Source organism: Pseudomonas sp. TWP3-2 (assembly GCF_049897765.1).
GTDB lineage: Bacteria > Pseudomonadota > Gammaproteobacteria > Pseudomonadales > Pseudomonadaceae > Aquipseudomonas.
In genome coordinates this window covers 21,529-44,407 of record NZ_JAFCWW010000031.1, presented here as the reverse complement: position 1 = coordinate 44,407, position 22,879 = coordinate 21,529, and the positions used below count along the sequence as shown (strand labels likewise).

The window sequence follows — 22,879 nt, the reverse complement described above, 5'->3', positions numbered from 1 at the left end:
TGCTTTTGGCCATGTGTGAGACGTTGGAGCAACACACCCCAGAGGAGCTGGCGGCTTTTGCTAAAGAAGCCATCGGCTGGATGGCCAGCCGAAGAACTTAGATGTGTAGATACCAATGCTCATCGCTGGCAAGCCAGCTCCCACAGGTTTCTCTAGCGTTCACAAATTCTGTGTGCACCCGAGATCCTTGTGGGAGCTGGCTTGCCAGCGATGAGGCCATCGGAAGCGATAAAGATCAAACAGCCAAAAGGCGCTCGCGCAACTTGGCCACTTCATCACGCATCTGCGCCGCCGCTTCAAACTCCAGATCGCGCGCCAACTGGTACATCTTCTCTTCGAGTTGACGAATGCGCTTGGTGATTTCGCTCGGCGAACGCAGTTCGGCTTCGTACTTGGCGCTTTCTTCGGCAGCCTTGGCCATGCCTTTGCGCTTCTTGCTGCGCGAACCGGGCACGGTGGCGCCTTCCATGATGTCGGCCACGTCCTTGAACACGCCCTTCGGCGTAATGCCATTGGCCAGGTTAAAGGCAATCTGTTTGTCGCGACGGCGCTCGGTTTCGCCAATCGCACGCTCCATCGAACCGGTGATGCGATCCGCGTAAAGAATCGCCCGGCCATTGAGGTTTCGCGCGGCGCGGCCAATGGTCTGGATCAGCGAGCGCTCGGAACGCAGGAAGCCTTCCTTGTCCGCATCGAGAATGGCCACCAGCGACACTTCCGGCATGTCCAGACCTTCACGCAGCAGGTTGATTCCCACCAGCACATCGAAAGCGCCGAGGCGCAGATCGCGGATGATTTCCACGCGTTCGACGGTGTCGATGTCCGAGTGCAAATACCGCACGCGCACACCGTGATCGGCAAGGTAATCGGTCAAGTCCTCGGACATGCGCTTGGTCAGCGTGGTGACCAGCACCCGCTCTTCCAGCGCCACGCGTTTGCCGATTTCCGAGAGCAGATCATCGACCTGGGTCAGCGCCGGACGGATTTCGATTTGCGGGTCGACCAGACCGGTCGGCCGCACCAATTGCTCGACCACTCGGCCCGCGTGTTCCGCCTCGTAGTTGCCCGGCGTGGCCGATACAAAAATCGTCTGCGGGCTGATGGTTTCGAATTCGTCGAAACGCATCGGTCGGTTGTCCAGCGCCGAGGGCAAACGGAAGCCGTATTCGACCAGGGTTTCCTTGCGCGAACGGTCGCCTTTATACATCGCGCCGACCTGCGGCACGCTGACGTGGGATTCGTCGATCACCAGCAAGGCATCCGCCGGCAGGTAGTCAAACAAGGTCGGCGGCGCCTGGCCGGAATCGCGACCCGAGAGGTAGCGCGAGTAGTTTTCGATGCCGTTGCAGTAGCCGAGCTCGAGGATCATCTCCAGATCGAAACGCGTGCGCTGCTCCAGCCGCTGGGCTTCCACCAGTTTGTTGTTGCTGCGCAGGTATTCCAGGCGTTCCTGCAATTCGACCTTGATGCCCTCGATGGCGCCGAGCAGGGTTTCGCGCGGCGTCACGTAGTGGCTCTTCGGGTAGAAAGTGAAACGCGGCATCTTGCGGATGACTTCGCCGGTTAGCGGATCGAACGCGGAAATGCTCTCGACCTCATCATCGAACAGCTCGATGCGGATCGCTTCCAGATCGGATTCGGCCGGATAAACATCGATCACATCGCCGCGCACGCGGAAGGTCGCACGGGCGAAATCCATGTCGTTGCGCGTGTACTGCAAGTCAGCCAAGCGGCGCACCAGGGCGCGCTGATCGAGTTTGTCGCCGCGATCAATGTGCAGCACCATTTTCAGATAGGTGTCCGGGCTGCCCAGACCGTAGATGCACGACACCGTGGTGACGATGATCGAGTCCTTGCGCTCCAGCAGCGCTTTGGTCGCGGACAGACGCATCTGCTCGATGTGGTCGTTGATCGACGCATCCTTCTCGATGAAGGTGTCGGACGACGGCACGTAAGCTTCAGGCTGGTAGTAGTCGTAGTAGGAAACGAAGTATTCGACCGAGTTGTTCGGGAAAAACGCCTTGAACTCGCCGTACAACTGCGCGGCCAGGGTTTTGTTCGGCGCCAGCACCAGCGTCGGGCGCTGCACCTGGGCGATGACGTTGGCGATGCTGAAGGTCTTGCCCGAACCGGTTACGCCGAGCAGCGTCTGGTGCGCCAACCCGGCCTCGATGCCCTCGACCAACTGGCGAATGGCTTCCGGCTGGTCGCCAGCAGGGTCGAAACGGGTGACAAGCTGGAATTCGGACATAAATACCTCTGGGTCGCGACGCTGCGGATCAACCGGCGCGCCACGGAAAAGACCGCAAACGAGCAATGTCGCCCGAGGAAAAACGAAGATTGTGTTGAATGTGGAGTCGATTGCCTCGCCTTTCAAGGCAAACGTCCTACATCCGGTAAAGTCTCTGACACGGGCAATCGACTAACGGTCGAGAAATAATCGGAAAAACTTACGCCAAAAGCCGATTCGCCTGTCGCCATCGGTCGATGATGGCCTCTATACTAGCTCCCCGTTTGTGCACCGCTCTAGTGCATTCGGCTGGAGCGCTACACGTCCCTCCACACTCCATTCAGAGCCGCCGCAAAAATGAGCCTGTTCTCCGCTGTCGAAATGGCACCCCGTGATCCGATCCTGGGCCTCAACGAAGCATTCAACGCAGACACCCGCACCGACAAGGTCAACCTGGGCGTTGGTGTTTACTGCAACGAAGAGGGGCGAATTCCACTTCTGCGCGCCGTTATCGAAGCCGAAACCACCCGCGCTGCTCAGCATGCCTCGCGTGGCTATTTGCCAATCGATGGCATCGTCGCTTACGACCAGGCTGTGCAAAAGCTGCTGTTCGGCAATGATTCGCCGCTGCTGGCTGCGGGTCGCGTAGTCACCACTCAGGCTGTCGGCGGGACCGGTGCTCTGAAAATCGGTGCCGACTTCCTCAAGCAACTGCTGCCGAATGCGGTCGTGGCGATCAGCGACCCGAGCTGGGAAAACCACCGCGCACTGTTCGAAACCGCCGGTTTCCCGGTACAGAACTACCGCTACTACGACGCCGCCACCCACGATGTGAACCGTGCCGGCCTGCTCGAAGACCTCAACGCTCTGCCGAACGGCTCGATCATTGTCCTGCACGCCTGCTGCCACAACCCGACCGGCGTCGATCTGAGCCCGGCGGACTGGAACAACGTACTGGAAGCCGTGCGCGCCAAAGGTCACGTGCCTTTCCTCGACATGGCTTACCAAGGCTTCGGCGACGGTATCGATGAAGACGCCGCTGCTGTGCGTCTGTTCGCAGAGTCCGGCCTGACCTTCTTCGTCTCGAGCTCGTTCTCCAAATCGTTCTCGCTGTACGGCGAGCGCGTCGGCGCCCTGTCGATCGTCAGCGAATCGAAAGAAGAAAGCGCGCGCGTGCTGTCGCAAGTCAAACGCGTGATCCGCACCAACTACTCCAACCCGCCGACCCACGGCGCAAGCATTGTCGCTGCGGTGTTGAACAGCCCGGAACTGCGCGCCCAGTGGGAAGCCGAACTGGCGGAAATGCGCCTGCGCATTCGCGGCATGCGCGAGCAGATGGTCAAGCTGCTGGCTGAAAAGGCTCCGCAACGCGACTTCAGCTTCGTCGGTCGTCAGCGCGGCATGTTCTCCTACTCCGGCCTGACCACCGAACAGGTGCATCGCCTGCGCAACGAGTTCGGCATCTACGCTCTGGACACCGGCCGCATCTGCGTGGCCGCGCTGAACCAGCGCAACATCAAAGCGGTAACCGATGCCATCGTTCAGATGATCTGATCCGGTTGCGTGACGAAAAACGGGAAGCCTCAGGGCTTCCCGTTTTTATTTGTCTGAAGAAAACCGTCCATAAGCTCTAGACTGCACACAGACGATATTTCAGAGAGACAACATGAAAAACGATGACCTGCGTGCCGACCGCGACGAAATGGATGACTTCATCCCCCGCTCCCCGGCCAAACGCAGCAACAATCTGGTGCTGCAAGTCGCGGCTGGAGTGTTTCTCGGCGGCCTGGCGCTGTGGCTGGTGCAACTCGGCGCGACGATGCTCTACGCCAAACTGATGCTCGGCACCGTCACGTTCGGCGGTTAAGCCAGTTCGGTTGCGCGCTGGGTGGCAGCGTCGTCGTAGACCACGTACAGCGACTCGGCGATCTGGCTTTTGATGGCCTTGGCAGTTTCCAGGCCGAGGACAAAGCCTTCAGCCTTGCCGCCCGCGCGGTTCAATTCTTCAGCGGTGCTGGCCTGAGTGATCGCATCGAAGAGTTTTTCGGCGTGCGGGCCGACGCCCTTGGGCAGGCTGATTTGAGCGGTGGTCATGCGGACACCTCGATGTGCAGTGATGTGTGATTCATGTGGCGCGTACCTTTTCGGCGAATGGCCGGCAGCGCGTGTGACCACTTCCGGGCGGCCATGGTAGACCTCTCGGGCGATTCTGGTAACCGCCAATCGCTGACAAACCACCGTCCGTCCTGATGAATCGTGAAAGTTAATAACTGATGCTTGACTTCTCTTTTTGAATCAGTAACATACGCACCAATTCCGCAATAGCTCAGTTGGTAGAGCAAGTGACTGTTAATCACTGGGTCCCTGGTTCGAGTCCAGGTTGTGGAGCCAAACATAGATTCAGAGATGGTTTTTCCAGTCTTTGAATCCTCGAAGAAACCCGCCTCCGGCGGGTTTTTTTCGTTTCAGTCTTCCGTATGCGCTGGCTCAGGCTTGATCTTGAACCAGAGGGCGTACATCGCCGGCAGGAACACCAGAGTCAGTACGGTGCCGGCAAACGTGCCGCCAATCAGGGTATAGGCCAGCGTCCCCCAGAACACCGAATGGGTCAGCGGAATGAACGCCAGCATCGCCGCCAGCGCCGTGAGAATCACCGGCCTCGCGCGCTGCACAGTGGCTTCGACCACGGCGTTGTAAGGCGACAGGCCGGATTGCTCATTGGAGTGAATCTGGCCAATGAGAATCAGCGTGTTGCGCATCAGAATCCCGGACAGGGCAATCAGCCCCACCAAGGCGTTGATCCCGAACGGTTGCTGGAACAGCAGCAAAATGGGCACCACTCCAATCAGGCCCAACGGCGCGGTGGCGAACACCATCATCATTGCCGACATCGAGCGCACCTGGATGATGATGGTCAGCAACATCAGCGCAATCATGATCGGGAACAACGGCAGCAATGCCTTGTTCGCTTTACCCGACTCCTCGATCGAGCCGGCCAACTCAATCCGGTACCCCGCCGGCAGTTTGTCGATGATGGGCTGCAACTGCTTTATCAAGGCATTGGAAACATCGGGTGGTTGAAGAGCTTCAGCCACGTCACCACGCACGGTGATGGTCGGCGTACGATCACGACGTCGCAGAACGGGCTCCTCCATCCGCACATCCACCGCGCCGACCTGGGACAGCGACACGCGCTGCCCATGGGCGCCGGTCAGCGTGAAGGCGGCAATTTTCGCTGGATCCAGACGCGTATCTCCCGCCGAGCGAGCGACCACCTGCACCGAACGAATGTCCTCACGCACCTCGGTGACAGGCACCCCCGTGAGCAGAAATTGCAGCTGTTGCGCGACATCGGCCGAGGTCAAGCCGAATGCTTGCAGACGATCCTGATCCAGCGTGAGATGAAGTGCCGGCGCGCGTTCGCCCAGGTCGGTGTTGACAGTCCTCATCATGGGGCTGGCAGTCATGACTTCACGCACTTGCGCGGCGATATCCCGCAACACAGCAAGGTCCGCGCCCATCACCCGAAAGGCCACTGGATACGGTGAATAGGGGCCAAATACCAACTGCGTCACGCGCACCCGGGCTTCAGGCGCCAAGCCATCGGCCACGGCTTGCCTGAGGCGCAGCTTGAGCGCCTCGCGCTCTTGCTGACTCGCGGTCAGCACGACGATTTTTGCAAAGGATGGATCGGGTAGTTCAGGGGCCATTGCCAAATAGAAGCGCGGCGCGCCCTGACCAATGTAAGCGGTGACGATCCTGGCCTCCGGCTGCCGAGCCAGCCACGCCTCGACTTTGGCCGCTGCCACATCAGTCTGTTCGATAGACGTGCCGTGAGGCATCTGCACCTCAACCAGCACCTCGGGCCGGTCGGACGTTGGAAAGAACTGCTTCTTGACCACACCCATGCCGAGAATCGCAACTACAAACAGGCCAACGACGGATGTAGCCACCAGACCTTTGCGGCGGATCACACTGCCCAGCAGGCGCCTGAACCGCTGGTAGTTCGGCGTACCGTAAATCGCCGCATGCCCGCCTTCAGGCACTTTGATCTGCGGCAGCAGTTTGACCCCCAGATAAGGGGTAAACACCACGGCCACCACCCATGAAGTGATCAGCGCGATACCAACGATCCAGAACATGTTCGCGGTGTACTCACCAGCTGTCGACTTGGCAAACCCGTTGGGCATGAAACCGATAGCCGTCACCAACGTCCCCGACAACATCGGCGCGGCCGTGTGGCTCCAGGCGTAAGCAGAGGCCTTGATTCGGTCGTAGCCCTCCTCCATCTTCACCACCATCATTTCAATGGCAATGATTGCATCGTCCACCAGCAGTCCCAGGGCCAGAATCAACGACCCCAAAGTAATTCGATCGAAGTCCTTGCCCGTGGCCGCCATCACAATGAACACCGCCGCCAGGGTCAGCGGCACCGCCGCGGCAACCACAACGCCGACCCGCCAGCCCATGCTGAGAAAACACACCAGCAGCACCACGCCCAGGGCCGCAAAAAACTTCAGCATGAATTCGTTGACGGATGCGCCAATATTCACCGCCTGATCCGTGACCTTGGTCAGGCTCATGCCCAAAGGCATCTGCTGGTTGATCGCTGTCGCCTCGGTCTCCAGCGACTTCCCCAGATCCAGACCGTTCCAGCCATCGCGCATGACCACGCCGAGCAACAATGCGGGCTCACCATTGTTGCGAATCAGGAACGTCGCAGGGTCTTCATAACCGCGCTTGACCTCAGCCACATCGGACAACTTGAGGGTTCTGCCTTCCACCATCAGTGGGGTATCACGAATTTTCTGCAGGTCATCAAACGCACCATCCAGGCGAATGAAAACCTGCGGCCCCTTCGCTTCCACCGAGCCGGCCGGCGTCATCATGTTCTGCGTGTTCAACGCATTGAAGATGTCTCGTGCGGAAATGCCCAGTGTCGCCAGACGCTCGTAGGACAGCTCGACATAAATGCGCTCGGCCTGTTCACCGATGATGTTGACCTTCTTCACACCCGCCACATGCAGCAGACGCTGGCGCAAGCTCTCAGCTTCGCGCACCAACAGACGTTGCGGCTCACCCTTGGCCTTGAGCGCATAGAGCGCGAAGGTCACATCGGAATACTCGTCATTGACCATCGGGCCAATCACCCCGGACGGCAAACCCTTTTGCTCATCGAGGATTTTCTTGCGCGCCTGATAGAACTCCTCCTGAACGGCTGAGGGCGGCGTGCTATCCAGCAGATAAACCGTGGTGAACGCCAGTCCAGGGCGAGTAAAGGTTTCAGTCCGATCGTACCAACGCAGTTCCTGCATGCGTTTTTCAAGTTTTTCGACCACCTGGTCTTGCATCTCCTGGGCCGTCGCCCCAGGCCAGGCGGTGACCACCGTCATTTGTTTGATGGTGAACGCGGGGTCTTCCGCACGCCCCAGTTTGAAGAAGGCGTACAACCCTCCCACAGAAATCAGCAGGATCAGAAACAGGGTGATTGAGCGCTCGCGTACTGCCAGGGCCGAAAGATTGAAGCCGCTCATCGACTCACCTCTCCCAGCATCTTTTGCGTCGTACCGACAAGTTCAGTCCTGACTTTCTCTCCCTCACGCAAAAGATGCGCACCCAGTGCGACAACTCGATCACCCACTTGCAGATCGCCCGTAACGCGCACGCTGTCCTCGTTATTCAGGCTGCGAACGCTGATCGGGCGCCACATCACATGCTCAGGTTCTCCCTCAACCACCCAGACACCAGGGCCTTTACCCGCGTCATAAAGGGCTCCCATGGGCACCTGTAATTCCTTGCCATCAACCACATTCGAATCCGCGATACCCACCGATATCGTCGAACCCAAAGTGGCCTGGGAAAGATCCCCTTCCAGCACATAACGCGCTTCAAAGGTTCGGGTCTGCAGGTCGGCAGAATCGGACAACTGACGTAACCGAGCACTGCCGCCACGCTGGTTGGGTCCGTAGAGCTCAACCGTCGCCACAGAACCCAGGGCTGGACGAAGCGTTTCGGGCAACTGGATCACCGCCTCGCGCAGCCCTGAGTGAGCAACACGCACCACCACCTGACCAGCGCCAATCACCTGTCCCGGCTCAGCCAGGGTTTCCACCACAACGCCATCGGCATCAGCCAATAACGTCGAGTAACCGGTCGCGTTTTTTGCCACATCAGCTTGAGCTCGGGCAGCGTTGAGCTGGGCCTTCGCCGAGTCGGCAGCCGCTTTGTACCCTGCGTACGCTGAAGCAGACACCGCCCCGACGGACACCAACTTACGGTAGCGAAGCTCATCATCGACGGCTTGCCGGGCTTGAGCTGTCGCCGCCAGAACCACTGCCTGCTGCGCCCTCGCCGTCAGCGTCAAGTCGTTGGCATCGATGCGCATGAGTGCCTGACCGCGCTTTACAGTCTGCCCGGCATCCACCAGACGCTCCGAGACTTTCCCTGGCACTCGAAAACCGAGATCGCTCTGAACGCGCGCCGCGACGATACCCGTGAATATCCGTGCAGCGGCCCCGGCTGGCTGAACCACACCGATACGCACCAAAGGCACTTGAAGGCGAGGATCGGCAGGCGTGGCCTTGTTGCAGGCGGCCAGGGCAAACGGCAAGACGAGAATGACAGCGAGTGACATGCGATGGCGCAGGATCATAAAGATCTCCCGGTAACGGATGCGCCATGCTCATTCAAGTGACCAATTAAGTCAATCGTCACAAATCGGACAGGTGCATACTTTCCACTGGATCAGAACACAGCAGAAAAGACTGATATCGGTTTTTCAGGCGTACAAGCTGAGACGGATGCGTAGTGCATCCGTCAGCAAAGGTTCAAGGCATCAGGCTGCGCAGAACCAGACTGGAGATCAGAGAAGGGGCTTGCTCAACAACATCGAGGTTGTGCTGCAAGAGCAAAGGATTGATGAAGGGCCGCAGCGCGAGATGAATCGCCTCTACCGTTTCGTCCAGCGGTGTCTTGCGCTCGAACTCTCCCAGTTCTCGCCCTTCACGCACGATTTGCATCACGAAGTTCTTGATCTGAGCGTCATAGACTTCCGAACTGGGCCAGCGCTCTGACGCCGCAAACGCTGCGATGTCATAGAGTTTCCGGTCGTTGAAGAACAGGCTCACACCTGTAGCGATCACGGTTTTGACCAGACGCCGAAACCGTTCGGTCGGCGAAATGCCCTCTACGTTGATGGCCTGCTCCACTGCCGTGACGATCTCCGTCAGGCAATTTTTACAGATTGCTTCACCAATCGCCTGCTTGGACTCAAAGAATTTGTAGATGTAAGCCTTGGAAAATCCGATGGCCTTGGCCAGGTCAGAAACGGTTGTTTTGCCATAACCGTACTGACTGAAATGCTCGTTGGCCGCCGCGACAATCTGGTCTCGAATGTCGTGATCGACTGGGCCTCGGGCGCTGGGCGAAGAAACTGATGGCTGATTCATGCGAGCAGCTTACTCATCCCCAAGGTGGTTGACAACTTGTGACCAAATTGTAATTTAGTCATTAGCCGCCCCTTTCGCAGGTGTCACGCGGCAGACCTCCACTGAGGGGGGACGGCGTGCCTGAGAGGCACTATGGGGCATCGGTTTTGGCACGCTCTACATGGTGCAGGTGCCGGAGTTCAGCCCAGTCGATGAGAGCAGTCATCGTCGGGGCAAGTGCATGACCGAGCTCTGTCAGGGCGTACTCCACCCGTGGAGGCACTTCTGGATAAACGGTTCGATGGACGATGTCGTCTTGTTGCAGCCCTTTCAACTGTTGGATCAGCATCTTCTGCGTGACATCAGGAATCAGTTTCTCCAGTTCGGAAAACCGAAGCGGACGGCCCTTGGCGGCCATCAGCTCATTGATGATGACGATCTTCCACTTTCCCTCCAGCACGCGAAGCGTGGCGTTGACAGCGGCGGACCATGCCTGGCGCCGTATTGGGTTCTGACATTCCCACTCGCGATCCATCATCACTTACCTTTTGGTGGGTTACAGACAAAAACGTCGGTTCTTGCGAATTTTGCAGCATCGATAATACCGTAGCCGGACTTTGAGTCTCTGGACAAACCATGAAAATCGCTATCGTTGGAATCGGATCTATTGGCGGCAATCTTGCTCGTCGGCTCGCCGCTGCTGGCCATCAAGTCAGCGTGGCCAACTCCCGGGGCAAAGCTGCCGTCAGCAGCTTTGCAAGAGAAGCCGGCGTCACCCCTGCCGACCTCAAAGGCGCAATAGACGGCGCCGATGCTGTGATACTTGCCGTTCCTCTGCCTGCAATGGCAACGCTGCCAAAAGACCTGCTATCCGAACTGCCCTCCTCGGTTCCAGTGGTCGACACCAGCAACTACTACCCAGGCCTGAGAGACGCGCGGATTCGCGCATTGGAATCGGGTCAGACGGAAAGCGTCTGGGTCAGCGAGCAGATCGGCCGACCCGTCATCAAGGCATTCAATAATCTCCTGGCTTACTCGCTGGAAAATCTTGGTCAGCCGAAAGGGACAGAGGGCCGTCTGGGCGTGGCCGTGGCGGGCGACGATGCCCATCAGAAAACGCTCGTGATGCAGCTCGTTGACGACGTTGGCTTCGATCCGGTGGACAGCGCAAGCCTTGAGGATTCATGGCGGCAACAGCCATGCACTCCAGCTTACTGCTGCGATTACACGGCTGCTCAAATGCGTCCGGCACTGGCCGCAGCAGTGAAAGGAGCCGCAGCGCCGAAACGGGAGGAGTTTAATGTGCGCTTGCCTGAACTCTTCGCCAGTAATCCTTCCCACGCCGACGTCGTGGCATTTAACCGGAGATTCAACGCGGTCGACTGAGATCCGTCTAAATGAAAAGGGCCGATCTGTCACCAGACCGGCCCTTTTTCACGCCTCAAAGCATTCAGACATGCTCGCTGCTTTTACTCAGCACTTTCGGTGCACCGTGGCCGTGATCCGCGTCCACTTCAATCACCGGGACTTCCTTGCCGTCGCAGTCATGCAGTTTGCCGTCACAGAAGTAGTCCCCTTCGCGCAGCGCTGCCAGGTCGCGATAACGCAGGGTTCGTTCCTCTGCCACCGCGAACACCGACTGCTGGTCAGAGTTACCAGCGGTGAAGTGGTTGAACGCCAGATTCAGCAATATCGCCATGATCGCCGACGAACTGATGCCCGAGTGAAAAATGGTCGCGAACCAGCTCGGGAATTGATCGTAGAAACTCGGCGCGGCAATCGGGATCATGCCGAAGCCGATTGAAGTGGCGACGATGATCAGATTGACGTTGTTGCGGTAATCGACCTTGGACAGCGTACGAATGCCGCTCGCCGCCACGGTGCCAAACAGCACGATGCCGGCGCCGCCCAGAACCGAAGTCGGTACCGCCGCGATCACCCGTCCCATGAAAGGCAGCAGGCCGAGGATCACCAGAAACAAGCCCCCGGTGGCCACCACAAAGCGGCTCTTGATCCCGGTCACCGCCACCAGCCCGACGTTTTGGGCAAAGGCACTTTGAGTGAACGAGCCGAAGATCGGTGCAAACATGCTCGACAGCATGTCGGCGCGCAGGCCGTTGCCCAGACGTTTGGAATCGACCTTGGTGCCGATGATTTCACCGACAGCGAGAATGTCCGCCGAGGTTTCCACCAGCGTCACCATGACCACGATGCACATCGACAGGATCGCTGCGAAGTGGAAGGTCGGCATGCCGAAGTGAAACGGCGTCGGGAAACCGAACATCGGGCCTTGGGTGACGGTGGAAAAATCGGCCATGCCGAGGAACACCGCCAGCACCGTACCGATCACCATCGCCAACAGAATCGACAAGCGCGAGATGGTCGAGCTGCCGACCTTGCTCAGCAGCAACACCAGCACCAGCGTGACCGCCGCCAGACCGATGTTCTGCATGCTGCCGAAGTCCGGCGCGTGACTGTTGCCGCCCATCGCCCAGCGTGCGGCCACCGGCATCAGCGTCAGGCCGATAGTGGTGATCACAATCCCGGTGACCAGCGGCGGGAAGAACTTGGTAATTCGCGAGAACACCGGGGTTATCAATAGTCCTATGAGTGACGCGGCAATCACCGCGCCGAGCACCGACTGGAAGCCACCCTCCCCGCCACTGCTGACAATCGCGACCATGGTCGCAACACCAGAGAACGACACGCCCTGCACCAGCGGCAACTGACAGCCGAAAAACGGCACGCCGAGGGTTTGCAGCAGCGTCGCCAGCCCCCCCGCAAACAATGAAGCAGCAATCAACAAACCAATGTCTGCCGGCGACAGACCGGCCGCTTGGCCGATGATCAGCGGCACCGCGACGATACCGCCATACATGGTCAGAACATGTTGCAGGCCGTAAGCCATATTCGCGCCGACCCCGAGATTCTCGTCCTCGGGCCGTTGGTGTGAAACATGGGGCGTTTTCATGGTTGGGGGGTTCCCTGGTTTTTGTTATGCGCACACTGTATGCAAGACTCAGGACAAATGTCCATAGAGTTGTATACAACTTTACAGCCGTGCGTCATCTAATCCGCAACCGACGAACAAGGTTGAGTCCTCGCACCGCGCGTGTCAGGATCCAGCCACGACGCCGTATGGACTAACGGTAGATCCCGCCCCCAAGGCCCAGAAAAGGACTTCAGCATGAGTGGAAAACCAGCCGCACGCGCAACAGACGCCACCTCTTGCCCGGCACACGCCGGACAGACCATCACCGCCGGCTCCCCAAACGTATTTTTTGACGGCTTGCCAGCCGCCCGACTGGGTGACCCCGCCTCCTGCGGCAGCGCAATCAGTAGCAATACCTCCGCCACTGTCTTTATCAACGGAAAAAATGCAGCCATTCAAGGCAGCCTGGGTTCCCACGGCGACGTTATCGTCGGTGGTTCCGGAACCGTCATCATTGGCCATAGCGGCGGTGGCGCGCCGATCAGCCCCGTTCTACCGATCAACTTGGGCTTCGACGAGCAGTTCACTTTGCTGGACGCCGACGGGGAACCGGTCCCGGACTTCGCTTACAAAATCACGACGGCATCGGGCATCGTATTTCGCGGAGTAACCAATGAACTCGGACTGACCAGGCGGGTATCCACCCGTGCCAGCGAGCAACTTCATCTTGAACCCGACGACCTTGCTTGAGTATTCAACGTCGATCAGCTGAAAACTTAAAGGAGCTGTAACTCGCATGGCGCAGGCAATCTTGAGCAATAACCGGGCAACCTCGAACGCCCAGTCCGGCAGTACTCACAATGCAGCCGTCATCACCAAGTACACCAAGCGCGCGAACGACGACGGTTGGCTGGCGGTAAAGCTGGATTCGACCGGCGTGCTGGTGGCCTTGTGCGAGTTCACCAAAGTCACCCTCATCAAAGAGTCCGGAGGTCGGACGTATTTCCGGATTGCCGATGGCAACTCGGAGTTCGCCGGAGAGACTGCCAGCCTGAAAAGCGAAAACGCGATGCAGTTTTTGACGGACGCCCCGACCTCTGGCCAGGCAACCGTGAAAGTCAAATATGTGGGTGCTCCGGCATATGCCGTATCAGAGTTCAAAGGCCGGCGCCTGCAGCAGTGGGCGCAAGTCAGCTTCAACGGCCAGACGGCCAAGGTGACACTCAATACCATCTGGGATGAGAACTACACGCCGATACCTCCTGGCCGCCACCGGATCATGGCCCCCGACCGCTCCCATGCCAACGTGCCGACGGGCGGCTACAAGGTCAAAGCCAATCTGCATTGCACAGACGTCTGGTTTCCAATCGAACTACAGGGCAAGAAGGGCAATAGCAGCCGTTACATTCACGTTGGCCACATTTCCGAGGGCTGCGTAACCTTCTATGAGTTGGCCAAATGGAATGACGTCTACGACTACCTGATTAGCCGACGAGTCAAAGGTGAAGGCGGCAAATATGTCGGCGAACTGCTGGTAGAGAAATAAGTGAAACAGCTAATCCTTGCTCGATTGATACCCGCGCTGTTGTTGGTGATTGCCAACAGCGCCAGCGCCGACTTTACTTGTGATGACTTTCTGTCGAGGCTCGGAGACAAGCCATCATTTGTTGAATTTCAAGGCTGCAAGCAGGCACTGGACCGCATGGGCCAGCCATTTTCAGCCAGCTATGAAGTTTCCGGAGCCAATGCTTCGAAAGCCGAAAAGTACCTTGAGCAGCACTTCGGGATATCGCCGATCACGCGCGCCTGTTGTGTCTGGGACTCGACCCAAAATGGCTTCAGAGATCCAACAACAGGCATCAACTACCTGATCAGCATTGGCTCAGAGGAAACAGAGGTCAGGCAACGAGAGTCGTGGGCCAGTATCGATCACTTCATTATCCAGGTCGATGCTTACGCTGAGGATCCCTGACCGGGGTCGATAAGGCGTCTGAGCACCGGCCTCAACAACTGCGGGCTCGCGACCCGTATTCCGAACTCAATCTCAAGCAGATCGAGTAGATCCTCTACATCCACCACCTCGCGCCGATCGCTCTCGGCACCCATACGATGAATCGCGAAACTCCCGTTGTTCAACGTACGCCGCCAGCCATCGCCAGTGCGCGCGACCATCAGACGGTTAGCGAACGGCGATTCCGGATGCGTCGAGACGTACCAGTTGCCGAGGGTGAAATCGATGTCTTCCTGGCGCTGCAGATCGAACAGGTACATCGGGCGCCACTCGCCAGCGACCTTGGCCGAGAGCATGTAACCGTCAGTTTGCTTTTCGATGCGATAGGGTTCGTGCGGCGTGGCTTGCTCGCTTTCAGTGTCGAGTAACAACGGTGCGGTGGGCACCATGCCGCCGAAGCCTACGTCAGTGATGTAACGCACCCCGTCGATGGTCACCAGACTCACGCGGTGCGTGCGCGCCGTCCATGCACCTTCGGGCTGAGCCATTACTACCCGACCACTGATACCACGCGCATCGAAACCCAGCTCAAGCAGCAGCGCCAGAAACAGACTGTTGAGTTCGTAGCAATAACCGCCCCGTCCATCGTGCAGAATTTTCTGCTGCACTGATGGCAGATCGATCAGCACCGCTTCGCCGCTGATGGTCGAAAGATTTTCGAAGGGAAAAACCCCGGTGTGGCGCAGTTGCAATTGGCGCAAGGTATCGAGTGTCGGCGCGGGAGGTTGCTCGAAACCCAGGCGTTGCAGATAAAGTTTGACGTCCGTCAGGCGTGGCTCGCTCATTGCTCGGTCCTTATGCAGTGGCTGCGGATCGTTCCGCTGATGGTCGCCATGTATACGGGATCTGCGCCACGTTTCGACAATTGATTTCGCCAATCGCCGCTAGCGACGCTTGCGCGAATCGATGCGAATCCAGGTCGGCGCGTGATCGCTGGCGTGCGGTTCATTGCGCACCCACGCATCGACCCCGGCCTCGTGCAGATACGGACTCAGCGCCGGATTGAGCAACAAGTGGTCTATGCGCAACCCGGAATTGCTCTGCCAATGGTTGCGGAAATAATCCCAGAACGTGTACAGCCGATCCTCGGGGTACAGATGCCGTAGCGAATCGGTCCAGCCCTGATCGAGCAGACGTTGATAACACTCGCGGCTTTCGGGTTGCAGCAGCGCATCCTTGAGCCATGAACGGGTGTTGTAGATATCCATGTCGGTCGGCACCACGTTGTAATCACCGGCCAGCACCACCGGATGATCACTGCGTTGCAGATCCTTGGCGTAGCTGATCAAGCGTTCGAACCAGGCCAGTTTGTAATCGAACTTCGGCCCCGGCTGCGGGTTACCGTTGGGCAGATACAGGCCACCGACCAGAATGCCGTGCACGGCGGCTTCCAGATATCGGCTTTGATTGTCATCCGGATCGCCGGGCAAGCCGCGGCGACTCTCCAGTGGTTGCGCATCACGGGCGAGAATCGCCACGCCGTTCCACGCCGCCTGGCCGTGCCAGATCGCACCGTAGCCGGCCGCCTCAAGTTCTGCAGCCGGAAATGCACTGTCGACCAGTTTCAGTTCTTGTAGGCAAACGATGTCCGGCTGTTCGCGCTTGAGCCAATCCAGCAGATTCGGCAGCCGCGCGCGCAGGCCGTTGACGTTGTAGGTGGCGATCCGCAGCTTTTTCATCGACGCAAGCTCCTGCCAGTGACGGTTAAGCTGTGACCGCCACCGTGCCGAAGTGGTTGCGTTGGATTTGCCTGCTCAGACCCGATTGCGCAGCCACTGAAGAAAGCCTTTCTTCGGCACGATCACCGGCGCGTCCTGCGTCAGCGCTTGCGCCTTGTGCAGGCGATAATCGAGCAGGGTCTGCATGGCGTCGTTGATGTCGTGACGGGCGTCCAGGCATGGCTTGAGATAGGTCTTCTCGATGCGGTACATCGCGCAGAAGGTTTTCGCGGCGAAAGCGGCCGGCACTGATGAATCGGAAAGAATCCCGGCCTCGCCGATCACCTCGCCCGGCCCCATGCGCCCCGACTCGAACGGCACGCCGTGGCGCGTCAGAGTCACGCTGACCACGCCGGATTCAATGATGAACAAGTGATCGCTGACCTCGCCTGCGCCGAGAATCGTCTCGCCGGCACGGAAGGTTTGCAGGGTCATGTTCTGGCTGAACGTTTCTTTTTCTTCCTCACGCAGCGTGGAGAAAATCGGCGAGCTGTCGAGCAACCCGCGTGGCCGCGACAGATGCGCGGGCGGGCTGGGTTCGACGCTCGACAACAGGTTCACTCCAGATGCCTGCAAGTGCCGATAGGCCAGATCGAACAGTTGATTGCGCACCGTGCGCTTTTCGTTCATCGAAGCGACGAAGCCACTGATTTCATACTCCACGCCGCCACTGGCCGAGCTTTTCAGTGACACGTTCGGCGCCGGGTGGTCGAGCAAGGGACGGCAACCCTGCATGGCGCGCTCCAGCGCTTCGATCACCGTGCTCGGCCGCGCATGCGGACTGACTTGCAGGCTGATGGAGATCCCGAACATGTCGCTCGGGCGGCTGAAGTTGATGATCTTGGCTTTGGCCGCCAGCGAGTTGGGAATCACCGCCATGCTGCCCTGACTGGTTTGCAGACGCGTGGCGCGCCAGTCGATATCGGTGACCCGCCCTTCGGTGCCGTCGATGGAAATCCAGTCATCCAGCTGATAAGGCTTGGTGGTGTTGAGAACGATGCCGGAAAACACGTCGCTGAGGGTGCTCTGCAACGCCAGACCAACGATGATCGCCAAAGCGCCGGAAGTCGCCAGCACGCCTTTGACCGGTAGATCCAGCACATAAGCCAATGCCGCAATGATCGCGATCAGGAAGATGACCGCGCCGAGCAGATCCTGCAACAAGCGCCCGGTGTGCCCGACCCGCTGCATCATTACCGCACCGATCAGCACCGTCAGCGTGCGCGCACCGAACAGCCACCAGCCAATCTGCAAGCCGGTCGCCGCAAGGTGCAGCGGCACGTTGTCTGCCCACGGCGCTGGCTCCATCGGGTTCAGACCTTCGTTGAACAGCACGATGCTGAACAGGGTGAAAATCAGTACCCGCACCAGCAGCTTCCACTCGCTGCCGCGCGAGCTGATCAGGCGCCACAGCCCGAGGTCGACGAGGATCAGGATCAATGCACAAAACAACGGATGTTCGGTGAGCAGAGACAGCATCAAACAACTCCGACAGGGGCCAATCGCGAGAAGATCGCACAGATGGGGCTCAGTGTAGGAGTAATTGATTTGGCGGGATGGGCGGGTTCCTCAAAACCTATGCACAACCTATGCAAAAACCCACTGAAGCAGGCGCGCTCCAACAGGTTTTATTCAAGCTTAAACAGGCATCCGGCCGAACCGCCCGGACTGGAAGTCAGCGAAGGCTTGATGGATCTCTTGCTCGCTGTTCATCACAAACGGGCCGTGACCAACGATCGGTTCATCAATCGGCTCACCACTGAGCACCAACACCATGGCATCGGCCTCGGCTTGCAGCGTCAGCTCGTGGCCAGCGGGTTCGAACAACACCAGTTGGCCAGCAGCAGCGACTTGCTGATCGTTGATCCGCACAGCGCCGCGCAACACAACCAGCGCGGTGTTGCGACCGTCGTGCAGATCAAGCGTCAGCAGCTTGCCGGCGTTCAAGCGCAGGTCCCACAGATCAATCGGCGTGAAGGTGCGAGACGGGCCTGTGTGGCCGTCGAACTCACCGGCGATCAGGCGCAGGCTGCCGGCATCGTCCTTGAGCGCAATGTTCGGGATGTCACCGTCAAGAATCGTCTGGTAAGCCGGAGCGGCCATTTTGTCCTTGGCCGGCAGGTTGACCCACAGCTGGACCATCTCCAGCGTGCCGCCGGTTCTGGCAAAGTCTGTGGAATGAAATTCCTCGTGGAGAATCCCGGAAGCAGCGGTCATCCACTGCACATCCCCTGGGCCGATCTTGCCGCCACTGCCGGTGGAGTCACGATGCTCGACTTCGCCGTTGTAGACGATGGTTACCGTTTCAAAGCCGCGATGCGGATGCTGACCCACGCCACGGCGCTCAGTGGTTGGAGAAAACTCCGCAGGGCCGGCGTGGTCCAGCAACAAAAACGGGCTGATGTGCTGCGCCAGGTTGTCGTAGGAAAACAGCGTACGCACCGGAAAACCGTCGCCGACCCAATGGCCGCGAGGGCTGGTGTAGATACCGATGATGTTTTTCATTCGGACTCCTGAAAGAAAGGTCTGATGCATTCATCATAAATCTGCAACCTGTGTCGCACTAGCCGGTTAAAAGCAGCCGCATCGTTCTACCAGCAGAACGATAGACGCAGATCTTCGATCCAAGGCATGGCGCCCCAACCGACTGATCTATCAGGAGTGAATACGCTGCGCGAGGCTGTGCATGGCTTCGCGCAGTGCATCGACTGCGGTCGCCAGTGCCACTGACTCGCCATTGCGGCACGCCTGCTCAAGGTCGTGACATGCATTCACCACCCGCGCCGCACCGACCATTTGCGCGCCGCCCTGGATGTGATGGGCCAGATCGCTCAGGCCTGCGTGATCGTGTTGCTGGCTCAAGTCGTGCAGACATTGCAGGTCGACGTGCAGGCTGCGTAAAACCTCATCGAGCAGACGATCAATGCGCGAATGGTCGTCGCCCGCCAATTGCCGCAAGGGGCCAAGGTCGATCTCGGCCGAGGCGTCGGCCTGAGAACGGACAGTCTCGCCAGCGCAGGGTATTGCGCGGCTCAAAGCCCGGTCCAGATCGTCCAGGCGGATCGGTTTGATCAGACAATCATCCATGCCGGCATCGAGGCAGCGTTGCTTTTCCTCGACTTGTGCGTTGGCGGTATAGCCAAGAATCAGACAGCGTCCCCCGCCAGCTCTCGCCTCTGCTTCGCGAATCGCTTGCGCAACCTCATAACCATTGATCCCGCGCATATTGATGTCGGTGATCACTGCATCAAAATGCCGCCCTTGCTGCAATACCAAGGCCGCTGAGCCATCGCTGGCACTACACGTATGGTGCCCCAACTCTTCCAATTGCAGACACAGCACCAAACGGTTTACCGAGTTATCGTCCACCACTAAAACTTCAAATTGACGATGCTGCGGCGCAGTAACCTGCGCCGCTACAACGTCGGCGGCTCGCGCGGACGCTATCGGCAGTTGCACCTGTATGCTGGCCCGCGTCCCCCGCCCCGGCTCACTGGCAAGGCGTATCTGCCCGCCCATCATTTCACACAGCGTGCGGCTGATGGCCAGACCCAGCCCGGAACCACTTCGCGGTGCCTGGGGATGATTGCCAACCTGGACAAACGGACTGAACAACTGCCGCAGGTCTGCGGCATTGATGCCGATACCGGTGTCTCTGACAAATACGCTGACCGAGAGCAGGCCTTCCCCACCGGCAGCCACGCGCAGTTGCAAACTCACCTCGCCACTGTCGGTGAACTTGATCGCGTTGCTCAGCAAGTTCGACAAAACCTGCATGAATCGCGTCCGGTCGATCAGCACCTCGATGTCACTGCGCGGATCAGCATCGACGTTCCACCGCAGGGACTTTTCCCCTGCCAGGCCCTCGAAAATCCGACAGACCGATAACACTACGTCGCGCAAATTGGCGCGCTCAGGCACTAGAGACATTCGCCCGGCTTCGATCTGCACGATATCGAGGATATCGCCGATCACCTCCATCACGTGCTGGGCGGCACTGGCTGCCACTTCAATAGCCAGATGATCAGTCACACCTTCATCGGCACGCTTGCGGGCAAGTTCCAAAGTGCCGATCACCGCGCTCATCGGCGTGCGGATTTCGTGACTCATGCTGGCCAGAAAAGTCGTCTTGGCGCGGTTGGCGTCATCGGCCGCTTGCTTGGCTTGCTGCAACTCTTGCAGCCATTGTTGACGCTGACGGATCTGTCGGCGCTGAAAAGCGATCCACAGCAGGGCCAGCAGCAACAGCAGCGCAGCACCGGTGAACCACCGCGCAATTTCTTCACGGTGCTCATCCCAATAGCTGCCTTCACGCGGGGCGTCATGGCTCCAGAGTTCGATCAAGTCGTCCATTTCCTGCTGCGAAATACTCAACAGCGCCTTGTTTAAAATCGAATGCAATTGCCGTGCATCCGGCGCGGTGGCCAAGGCAATTCGGGCCGGTTGATCGCCGACCGTGGTGGCGATCCGCATGCGTGCGCGGTACTGCCGGGCAATCAGATAGCGGGCGACCATCAACGAACTCACGGTAGCATCCGCCTGGCCTTTGCTGATTGCCTCCATACCGGCCGCAGGACTTTGCACCTCGACCAGTTTTATCAGAGGTGCGTGTTCGAGCAGGTAGTCGCGTAACGGATGGCCGCGATAGATCGCCAGCCGCTTGCCCGCCATTTCATCGAGGTCTTGCGGACTGCCGGCCTTCGACGCACTGACCAGCACAAACGGATTGCTGAGATAGTCGCGGGTGAATCTCAGCACCTGTTGGCGCTCGTTGCTCGGTGCTACAACTGGCAAGAGATCGAGTTTCCTGGCCTGCAGCTGTTCGATCTGCGGATCCAGCGATTTGCCGCGCACGATCTCGAATGTGAGGCCGCTGCGCTGAGAGATCAGATTCAGTAACTGCGAACTGAGCCCCTGCAACCGTCCCTCTGCGTCGAAGAACGTCAACGGGGCAAAATCATCGATCGCGCCGACCCGCACCACTGGGTGGCGAGTTAGCCATTCCCGCTCGCTGGAGCTGAGGCTGATCTTTGACTGTCCGCTCATGTCGGCGCGACCGGCGCTCCAGCGCTGCTCGATGATCTGACGCTGCTCCATGGGAATGGCCAGCAACGCCTGATCGACGTTGCGTTTGAGTCGGCCATTGCTGCGCGCCAGGGCAAATGCGAACGGGTTGGCGTCCAGTCCGGCAGGCCCGGCCAATTGCAGGTCGTTGCGATAATTTGTGTTGATCAGGTAATTGGCGCTGATGAAGTCGCCGAGATACAGGTCTGCCCAACCGAATGCCACCGCGCCGAGGGCGTGCAGAATCGACGGATAACTGACGATCACCGCGCTGGGGTAGGCGTTCTGGACGGCGGACAGGGGCAGGTAATCTTCAACCATTGCGATGCGCTTGCCCGTCAGGGCCGTGGGCAGCAACGTGTTGTGCGGGATTACCCACATGGGTTGATCTTCGGCATAGGCACGCGACAGCACCAGTTCGGAATCGGCGATCTCGTAATTGTTAGAAGTGGCCAGCAGGTCGAGTTCGCCCGACTTGAGCGCACGCATGGCGGCATCTCGGTCGCGATAACGCAGCAGCTGGATCGGGATCCCCAGCAAACGCCCGAGCATGTCGGCGTAATCGGCGGAGAGTCCTTCCAGTACACGCTGATCGCGTGTGAGTTCGAACGGTGGATAGTCGTGGCCGGAAACACCAATGCGCAAAGGCCCATGCTCGCGCAGCCAACGTCTGTCTCGGCCGTCCAGTTGCAGATGGATATTCTCGGGGCTGGCGCGGGCCAGCAATTCCAGCTTTAGCGGCGCCTCGCTGGCCGACGCAGCGGTCACGATCATCAGGAGTACGGCGAGGATCAGCCGCCACGGCCTCATGCGCGCGCCATCAGATCAGCCCGTTACGCGTGGCAAATTCGCGCAAAAGCACCAGCGAGCTCAGCCCAAGTTTCAGCATCAGGCGGGTTTTATAAGTGCTGATGGTTTTATGGCTCAGATACATCTCGACCGCGATGTCCTTGTTGGCTTTGCCAGCGGCCAGCTGGACCAGAATCTGCAGTTCCCGATCGGACAATTGACCGATCATCTGGCGCTCACTGCTGTGTGGCGTACCTCTGCTCCCGTTGAATGCGGATTCAGGGAAAAAGGTGTAACCGGTCATGAGAGCCTTGATGGCATCGCGCAACTGCTGCAATGGCGCTGCCTTGTTGACGTAACCCATTGCCCCGACGAGCCTGCAGCGCTGCATGTAGTGGTCATCTCCCGCTGCCGAGTAGACCAGCACCCGGCTACTCAAGCCACTCGACCGGATACGCTCAAGCACCTCCAAGCCGCTCCCTTTTTCGAGTTTCAAGTCCAGGATCACGATATCCGGCTGGTGTTCGCGAATCACCGACAAGGCTTCCACACCGCTGGTCGCCAGATAAATCGTGCCGAAGCCCAACGCTTGCAGAATCAGACTGACGGCGCTCTGGATCACCGGATGATCGTCAACAATCAGCGATTTATTCATTACCACTCCCCATACAGACGTAGGACGCTGGCGCCACGGTGGCTGCTCAGCGA

19 protein-coding genes and 1 tRNA gene are annotated in these 22,879 nt (G+C 58.8%); 7 read left to right on the top strand and 13 right to left on the bottom strand.

Annotation, left to right across the window (positions count from 1 at the left end):
• Window positions 1–235: 235 nt before the first annotated feature.
• On the bottom strand, window positions 236–2,251 hold the full coding sequence (uvrB, locus tag ACP7EE_RS26430) for an excinuclease ABC subunit UvrB (RefSeq protein WP_420648716.1): 2,016 nt from the start codon (window positions 2,249–2,251) through the stop codon (window positions 236–238).
• Between the two features lie 336 nt (window positions 2,252–2,587).
• Here uvrB and ACP7EE_RS26425 point away from each other — a divergent pair, with 336 nt between their 5' ends.
• Window positions 2,588–3,784 (top strand): amino acid aminotransferase, encoded by a 1,197-nt coding sequence (locus tag ACP7EE_RS26425; RefSeq protein WP_426237900.1) that lies wholly within the window; start codon window positions 2,588–2,590, stop codon window positions 3,782–3,784.
• Between the two features lie 112 nt (window positions 3,785–3,896).
• Window positions 3,897–4,097 carry a hypothetical protein gene (locus tag ACP7EE_RS26420; protein WP_420648718.1) on the top strand — a complete coding sequence of 67 codons (201 nt, stop codon included), beginning with the start codon at window positions 3,897–3,899 and terminating at the stop codon, window positions 4,095–4,097.
• Here ACP7EE_RS26420 and ACP7EE_RS26415 read toward each other — a convergent pair.
• The gene (locus tag ACP7EE_RS26415; protein ID WP_420648719.1) at window positions 4,094–4,324 is read right to left on the bottom strand and encodes a hypothetical protein; all 231 of its coding nucleotides are present in this window, start codon (window positions 4,322–4,324) and stop codon (window positions 4,094–4,096) included. The genes ACP7EE_RS26420 and ACP7EE_RS26415 overlap by 4 nt on opposite strands.
• A 221-nt stretch (window positions 4,325–4,545) precedes the next feature.
• Between ACP7EE_RS26415 and ACP7EE_RS26410 the strand changes: the two genes are divergently transcribed.
• A tRNA-Asn gene (locus ACP7EE_RS26410) sits at window positions 4,546–4,621 on the top strand.
• Between the two features lie 74 nt (window positions 4,622–4,695).
• On the opposite strand, the gene ACP7EE_RS26405 is transcribed toward ACP7EE_RS26410, so the two are convergent.
• The 4 genes from ACP7EE_RS26405 to ACP7EE_RS26390 all read right to left on the bottom strand — a co-directional run bounded on the left by ACP7EE_RS26405 (window position 4,696) and on the right by ACP7EE_RS26390 (window position 10,192).
• Entirely contained in the window at window positions 4,696–7,764 is a 3,069-nt protein-coding gene (locus ACP7EE_RS26405; RefSeq protein ID WP_426237898.1) for an efflux RND transporter permease subunit, read from the bottom strand.
• Window positions 7,761–8,882 carry an efflux RND transporter periplasmic adaptor subunit gene (locus tag ACP7EE_RS26400; RefSeq protein ID WP_426237896.1) on the bottom strand — a complete coding sequence of 374 codons (1,122 nt, stop codon included), beginning with the start codon at window positions 8,880–8,882 and terminating at the stop codon, window positions 7,761–7,763. The genes ACP7EE_RS26405 and ACP7EE_RS26400 overlap by 4 nt, the downstream gene beginning before the upstream one ends.
• Before the next feature lie 175 nt (window positions 8,883–9,057).
• Window positions 9,058–9,678 carry a TetR/AcrR family transcriptional regulator gene (locus ACP7EE_RS26395; protein ID WP_426237894.1) on the bottom strand — a complete coding sequence of 207 codons (621 nt, stop codon included), beginning with the start codon at window positions 9,676–9,678 and terminating at the stop codon, window positions 9,058–9,060.
• Window positions 9,679–9,808: 130 nt separating this feature from the next.
• Window positions 9,809–10,192, bottom strand: coding sequence for a winged helix-turn-helix transcriptional regulator (locus tag ACP7EE_RS26390; protein WP_426237892.1), 384 nt, complete (start codon window positions 10,190–10,192; stop codon window positions 9,809–9,811).
• A 101-nt stretch (window positions 10,193–10,293) separates the two neighbouring features.
• Here ACP7EE_RS26390 and ACP7EE_RS26385 point away from each other — a divergent pair, with 101 nt between their 5' ends.
• A complete protein-coding gene (locus ACP7EE_RS26385; protein WP_426237890.1) occupies window positions 10,294–11,043 on the top strand; it encodes an NADPH-dependent F420 reductase in 750 nt (249 codons plus the stop codon).
• Window positions 11,044–11,107: 64 nt separating this feature from the next.
• Here the strand turns inward: ACP7EE_RS26385 and ACP7EE_RS26380 are convergent, their stop codons facing one another.
• Complete coding sequence (locus tag ACP7EE_RS26380) at window positions 11,108–12,628, bottom strand: nucleobase:cation symporter-2 family protein (protein ID WP_426237888.1); 1,521 nt, start codon at window positions 12,626–12,628, stop codon at window positions 11,108–11,110.
• A gap of 216 nt (window positions 12,629–12,844) precedes the next feature.
• Between ACP7EE_RS26380 and ACP7EE_RS26375 the strand changes: the two genes are divergently transcribed.
• Genes ACP7EE_RS26375 through ACP7EE_RS26365 form a run of 3 tightly spaced genes read left to right on the top strand, consistent with a single transcriptional unit; the run spans window position 12,845 to window position 14,561 of the window.
• On the top strand, window positions 12,845–13,339 hold the full coding sequence (locus ACP7EE_RS26375; protein ID WP_426205192.1) for a PAAR domain-containing protein: 495 nt from the start codon (window positions 12,845–12,847) through the stop codon (window positions 13,337–13,339).
• A gap of 46 nt (window positions 13,340–13,385) precedes the next feature.
• Window positions 13,386–14,135, top strand: coding sequence for a hypothetical protein (locus tag ACP7EE_RS26370; RefSeq protein ID WP_426237886.1), 750 nt, complete (start codon window positions 13,386–13,388; stop codon window positions 14,133–14,135).
• On the top strand, window positions 14,136–14,561 hold the full coding sequence (locus tag ACP7EE_RS26365; protein WP_426205190.1) for a DUF4952 domain-containing protein: 426 nt from the start codon (window positions 14,136–14,138) through the stop codon (window positions 14,559–14,561). It abuts the gene before it with no gap.
• On the opposite strand, the gene ACP7EE_RS26360 is transcribed toward ACP7EE_RS26365, so the two are convergent.
• The 6 genes from ACP7EE_RS26360 to ACP7EE_RS26335 all read right to left on the bottom strand — a co-directional run bounded on the left by ACP7EE_RS26360 (window position 14,543) and on the right by ACP7EE_RS26335 (window position 22,826).
• On the bottom strand, window positions 14,543–15,385 hold the full coding sequence (locus tag ACP7EE_RS26360; RefSeq protein ID WP_426205189.1) for an arylamine N-acetyltransferase family protein: 843 nt from the start codon (window positions 15,383–15,385) through the stop codon (window positions 14,543–14,545). The genes ACP7EE_RS26365 and ACP7EE_RS26360 overlap by 19 nt on opposite strands.
• A gap of 99 nt (window positions 15,386–15,484) precedes the next feature.
• On the bottom strand, window positions 15,485–16,279 hold the full coding sequence (locus ACP7EE_RS26355; protein WP_426237884.1) for an exodeoxyribonuclease III: 795 nt from the start codon (window positions 16,277–16,279) through the stop codon (window positions 15,485–15,487).
• A 75-nt stretch (window positions 16,280–16,354) separates the two neighbouring features.
• Window positions 16,355–17,797, bottom strand: a complete 1,443-nt coding sequence (locus ACP7EE_RS26350) for a mechanosensitive ion channel domain-containing protein (RefSeq protein WP_426237881.1) — start codon at window positions 17,795–17,797, stop codon at window positions 16,355–16,357.
• Between the two features lie 159 nt (window positions 17,798–17,956).
• Window positions 17,957–18,823 (bottom strand): pirin family protein, encoded by an 867-nt coding sequence (locus tag ACP7EE_RS26345; RefSeq protein ID WP_426237879.1) that lies wholly within the window; start codon window positions 18,821–18,823, stop codon window positions 17,957–17,959.
• A 150-nt stretch (window positions 18,824–18,973) separates the two neighbouring features.
• The gene (locus tag ACP7EE_RS26340) at window positions 18,974–22,192 is read right to left on the bottom strand and encodes an ATP-binding protein (RefSeq protein ID WP_426237876.1); all 3,219 of its coding nucleotides are present in this window, start codon (window positions 22,190–22,192) and stop codon (window positions 18,974–18,976) included.
• A 10-nt stretch (window positions 22,193–22,202) separates the two neighbouring features.
• Entirely contained in the window at window positions 22,203–22,826 is a 624-nt protein-coding gene (locus tag ACP7EE_RS26335; RefSeq protein ID WP_426237874.1) for a response regulator, read from the bottom strand.
• Window positions 22,827–22,879 lie beyond the last annotated feature (53 nt).

Excerpts from the sequence above, each read along its gene's own strand:
- uvrB (WP_420648716.1), bottom strand. The coding sequence starts at position 2,251 with ATGTCCGAATTCCAGCTTGTCACCCGTTTCGACCCTGCTGGCGACCAG.
- ACP7EE_RS26425 (WP_426237900.1), top strand. The coding sequence starts at position 2,588 with ATGAGCCTGTTCTCCGCTGTCGAAATGGCACCCCGTGATCCGATCCTG.
- ACP7EE_RS26420 (WP_420648718.1), top strand. The coding sequence starts at position 3,897 with ATGAAAAACGATGACCTGCGTGCCGACCGCGACGAAATGGATGACTTC.
- ACP7EE_RS26415 (WP_420648719.1), bottom strand. The coding sequence starts at position 4,324 with ATGACCACCGCTCAAATCAGCCTGCCCAAGGGCGTCGGCCCGCACGCC.
- ACP7EE_RS26405 (WP_426237898.1), bottom strand. The coding sequence starts at position 7,764 with ATGAGCGGCTTCAATCTTTCGGCCCTGGCAGTACGCGAGCGCTCAATC.
- ACP7EE_RS26400 (WP_426237896.1), bottom strand. The coding sequence starts at position 8,882 with ATGATCCTGCGCCATCGCATGTCACTCGCTGTCATTCTCGTCTTGCCG.
- ACP7EE_RS26395 (WP_426237894.1), bottom strand. The coding sequence starts at position 9,678 with ATGAATCAGCCATCAGTTTCTTCGCCCAGCGCCCGAGGCCCAGTCGAT.
- ACP7EE_RS26390 (WP_426237892.1), bottom strand. The coding sequence starts at position 10,192 with ATGGATCGCGAGTGGGAATGTCAGAACCCAATACGGCGCCAGGCATGG.
- ACP7EE_RS26385 (WP_426237890.1), top strand. The coding sequence starts at position 10,294 with ATGAAAATCGCTATCGTTGGAATCGGATCTATTGGCGGCAATCTTGCT.
- ACP7EE_RS26380 (WP_426237888.1), bottom strand. The coding sequence starts at position 12,628 with ATGAAAACGCCCCATGTTTCACACCAACGGCCCGAGGACGAGAATCTC.
- ACP7EE_RS26375 (WP_426205192.1), top strand. The coding sequence starts at position 12,845 with ATGAGTGGAAAACCAGCCGCACGCGCAACAGACGCCACCTCTTGCCCG.
- ACP7EE_RS26370 (WP_426237886.1), top strand. The coding sequence starts at position 13,386 with ATGGCGCAGGCAATCTTGAGCAATAACCGGGCAACCTCGAACGCCCAG.
- ACP7EE_RS26360 (WP_426205189.1), bottom strand. The coding sequence starts at position 15,385 with ATGAGCGAGCCACGCCTGACGGACGTCAAACTTTATCTGCAACGCCTG.
- ACP7EE_RS26355 (WP_426237884.1), bottom strand. The coding sequence starts at position 16,279 with ATGAAAAAGCTGCGGATCGCCACCTACAACGTCAACGGCCTGCGCGCG.
- ACP7EE_RS26350 (WP_426237881.1), bottom strand. The coding sequence starts at position 17,797 with ATGCTGTCTCTGCTCACCGAACATCCGTTGTTTTGTGCATTGATCCTG.
- ACP7EE_RS26345 (WP_426237879.1), bottom strand. The coding sequence starts at position 18,823 with ATGAAAAACATCATCGGTATCTACACCAGCCCTCGCGGCCATTGGGTC.
- ACP7EE_RS26340 (WP_426237876.1), bottom strand. The coding sequence starts at position 22,192 with ATGAGGCCGTGGCGGCTGATCCTCGCCGTACTCCTGATGATCGTGACC.
- ACP7EE_RS26335 (WP_426237874.1), bottom strand. The coding sequence starts at position 22,826 with ATGAATAAATCGCTGATTGTTGACGATCATCCGGTGATCCAGAGCGCC.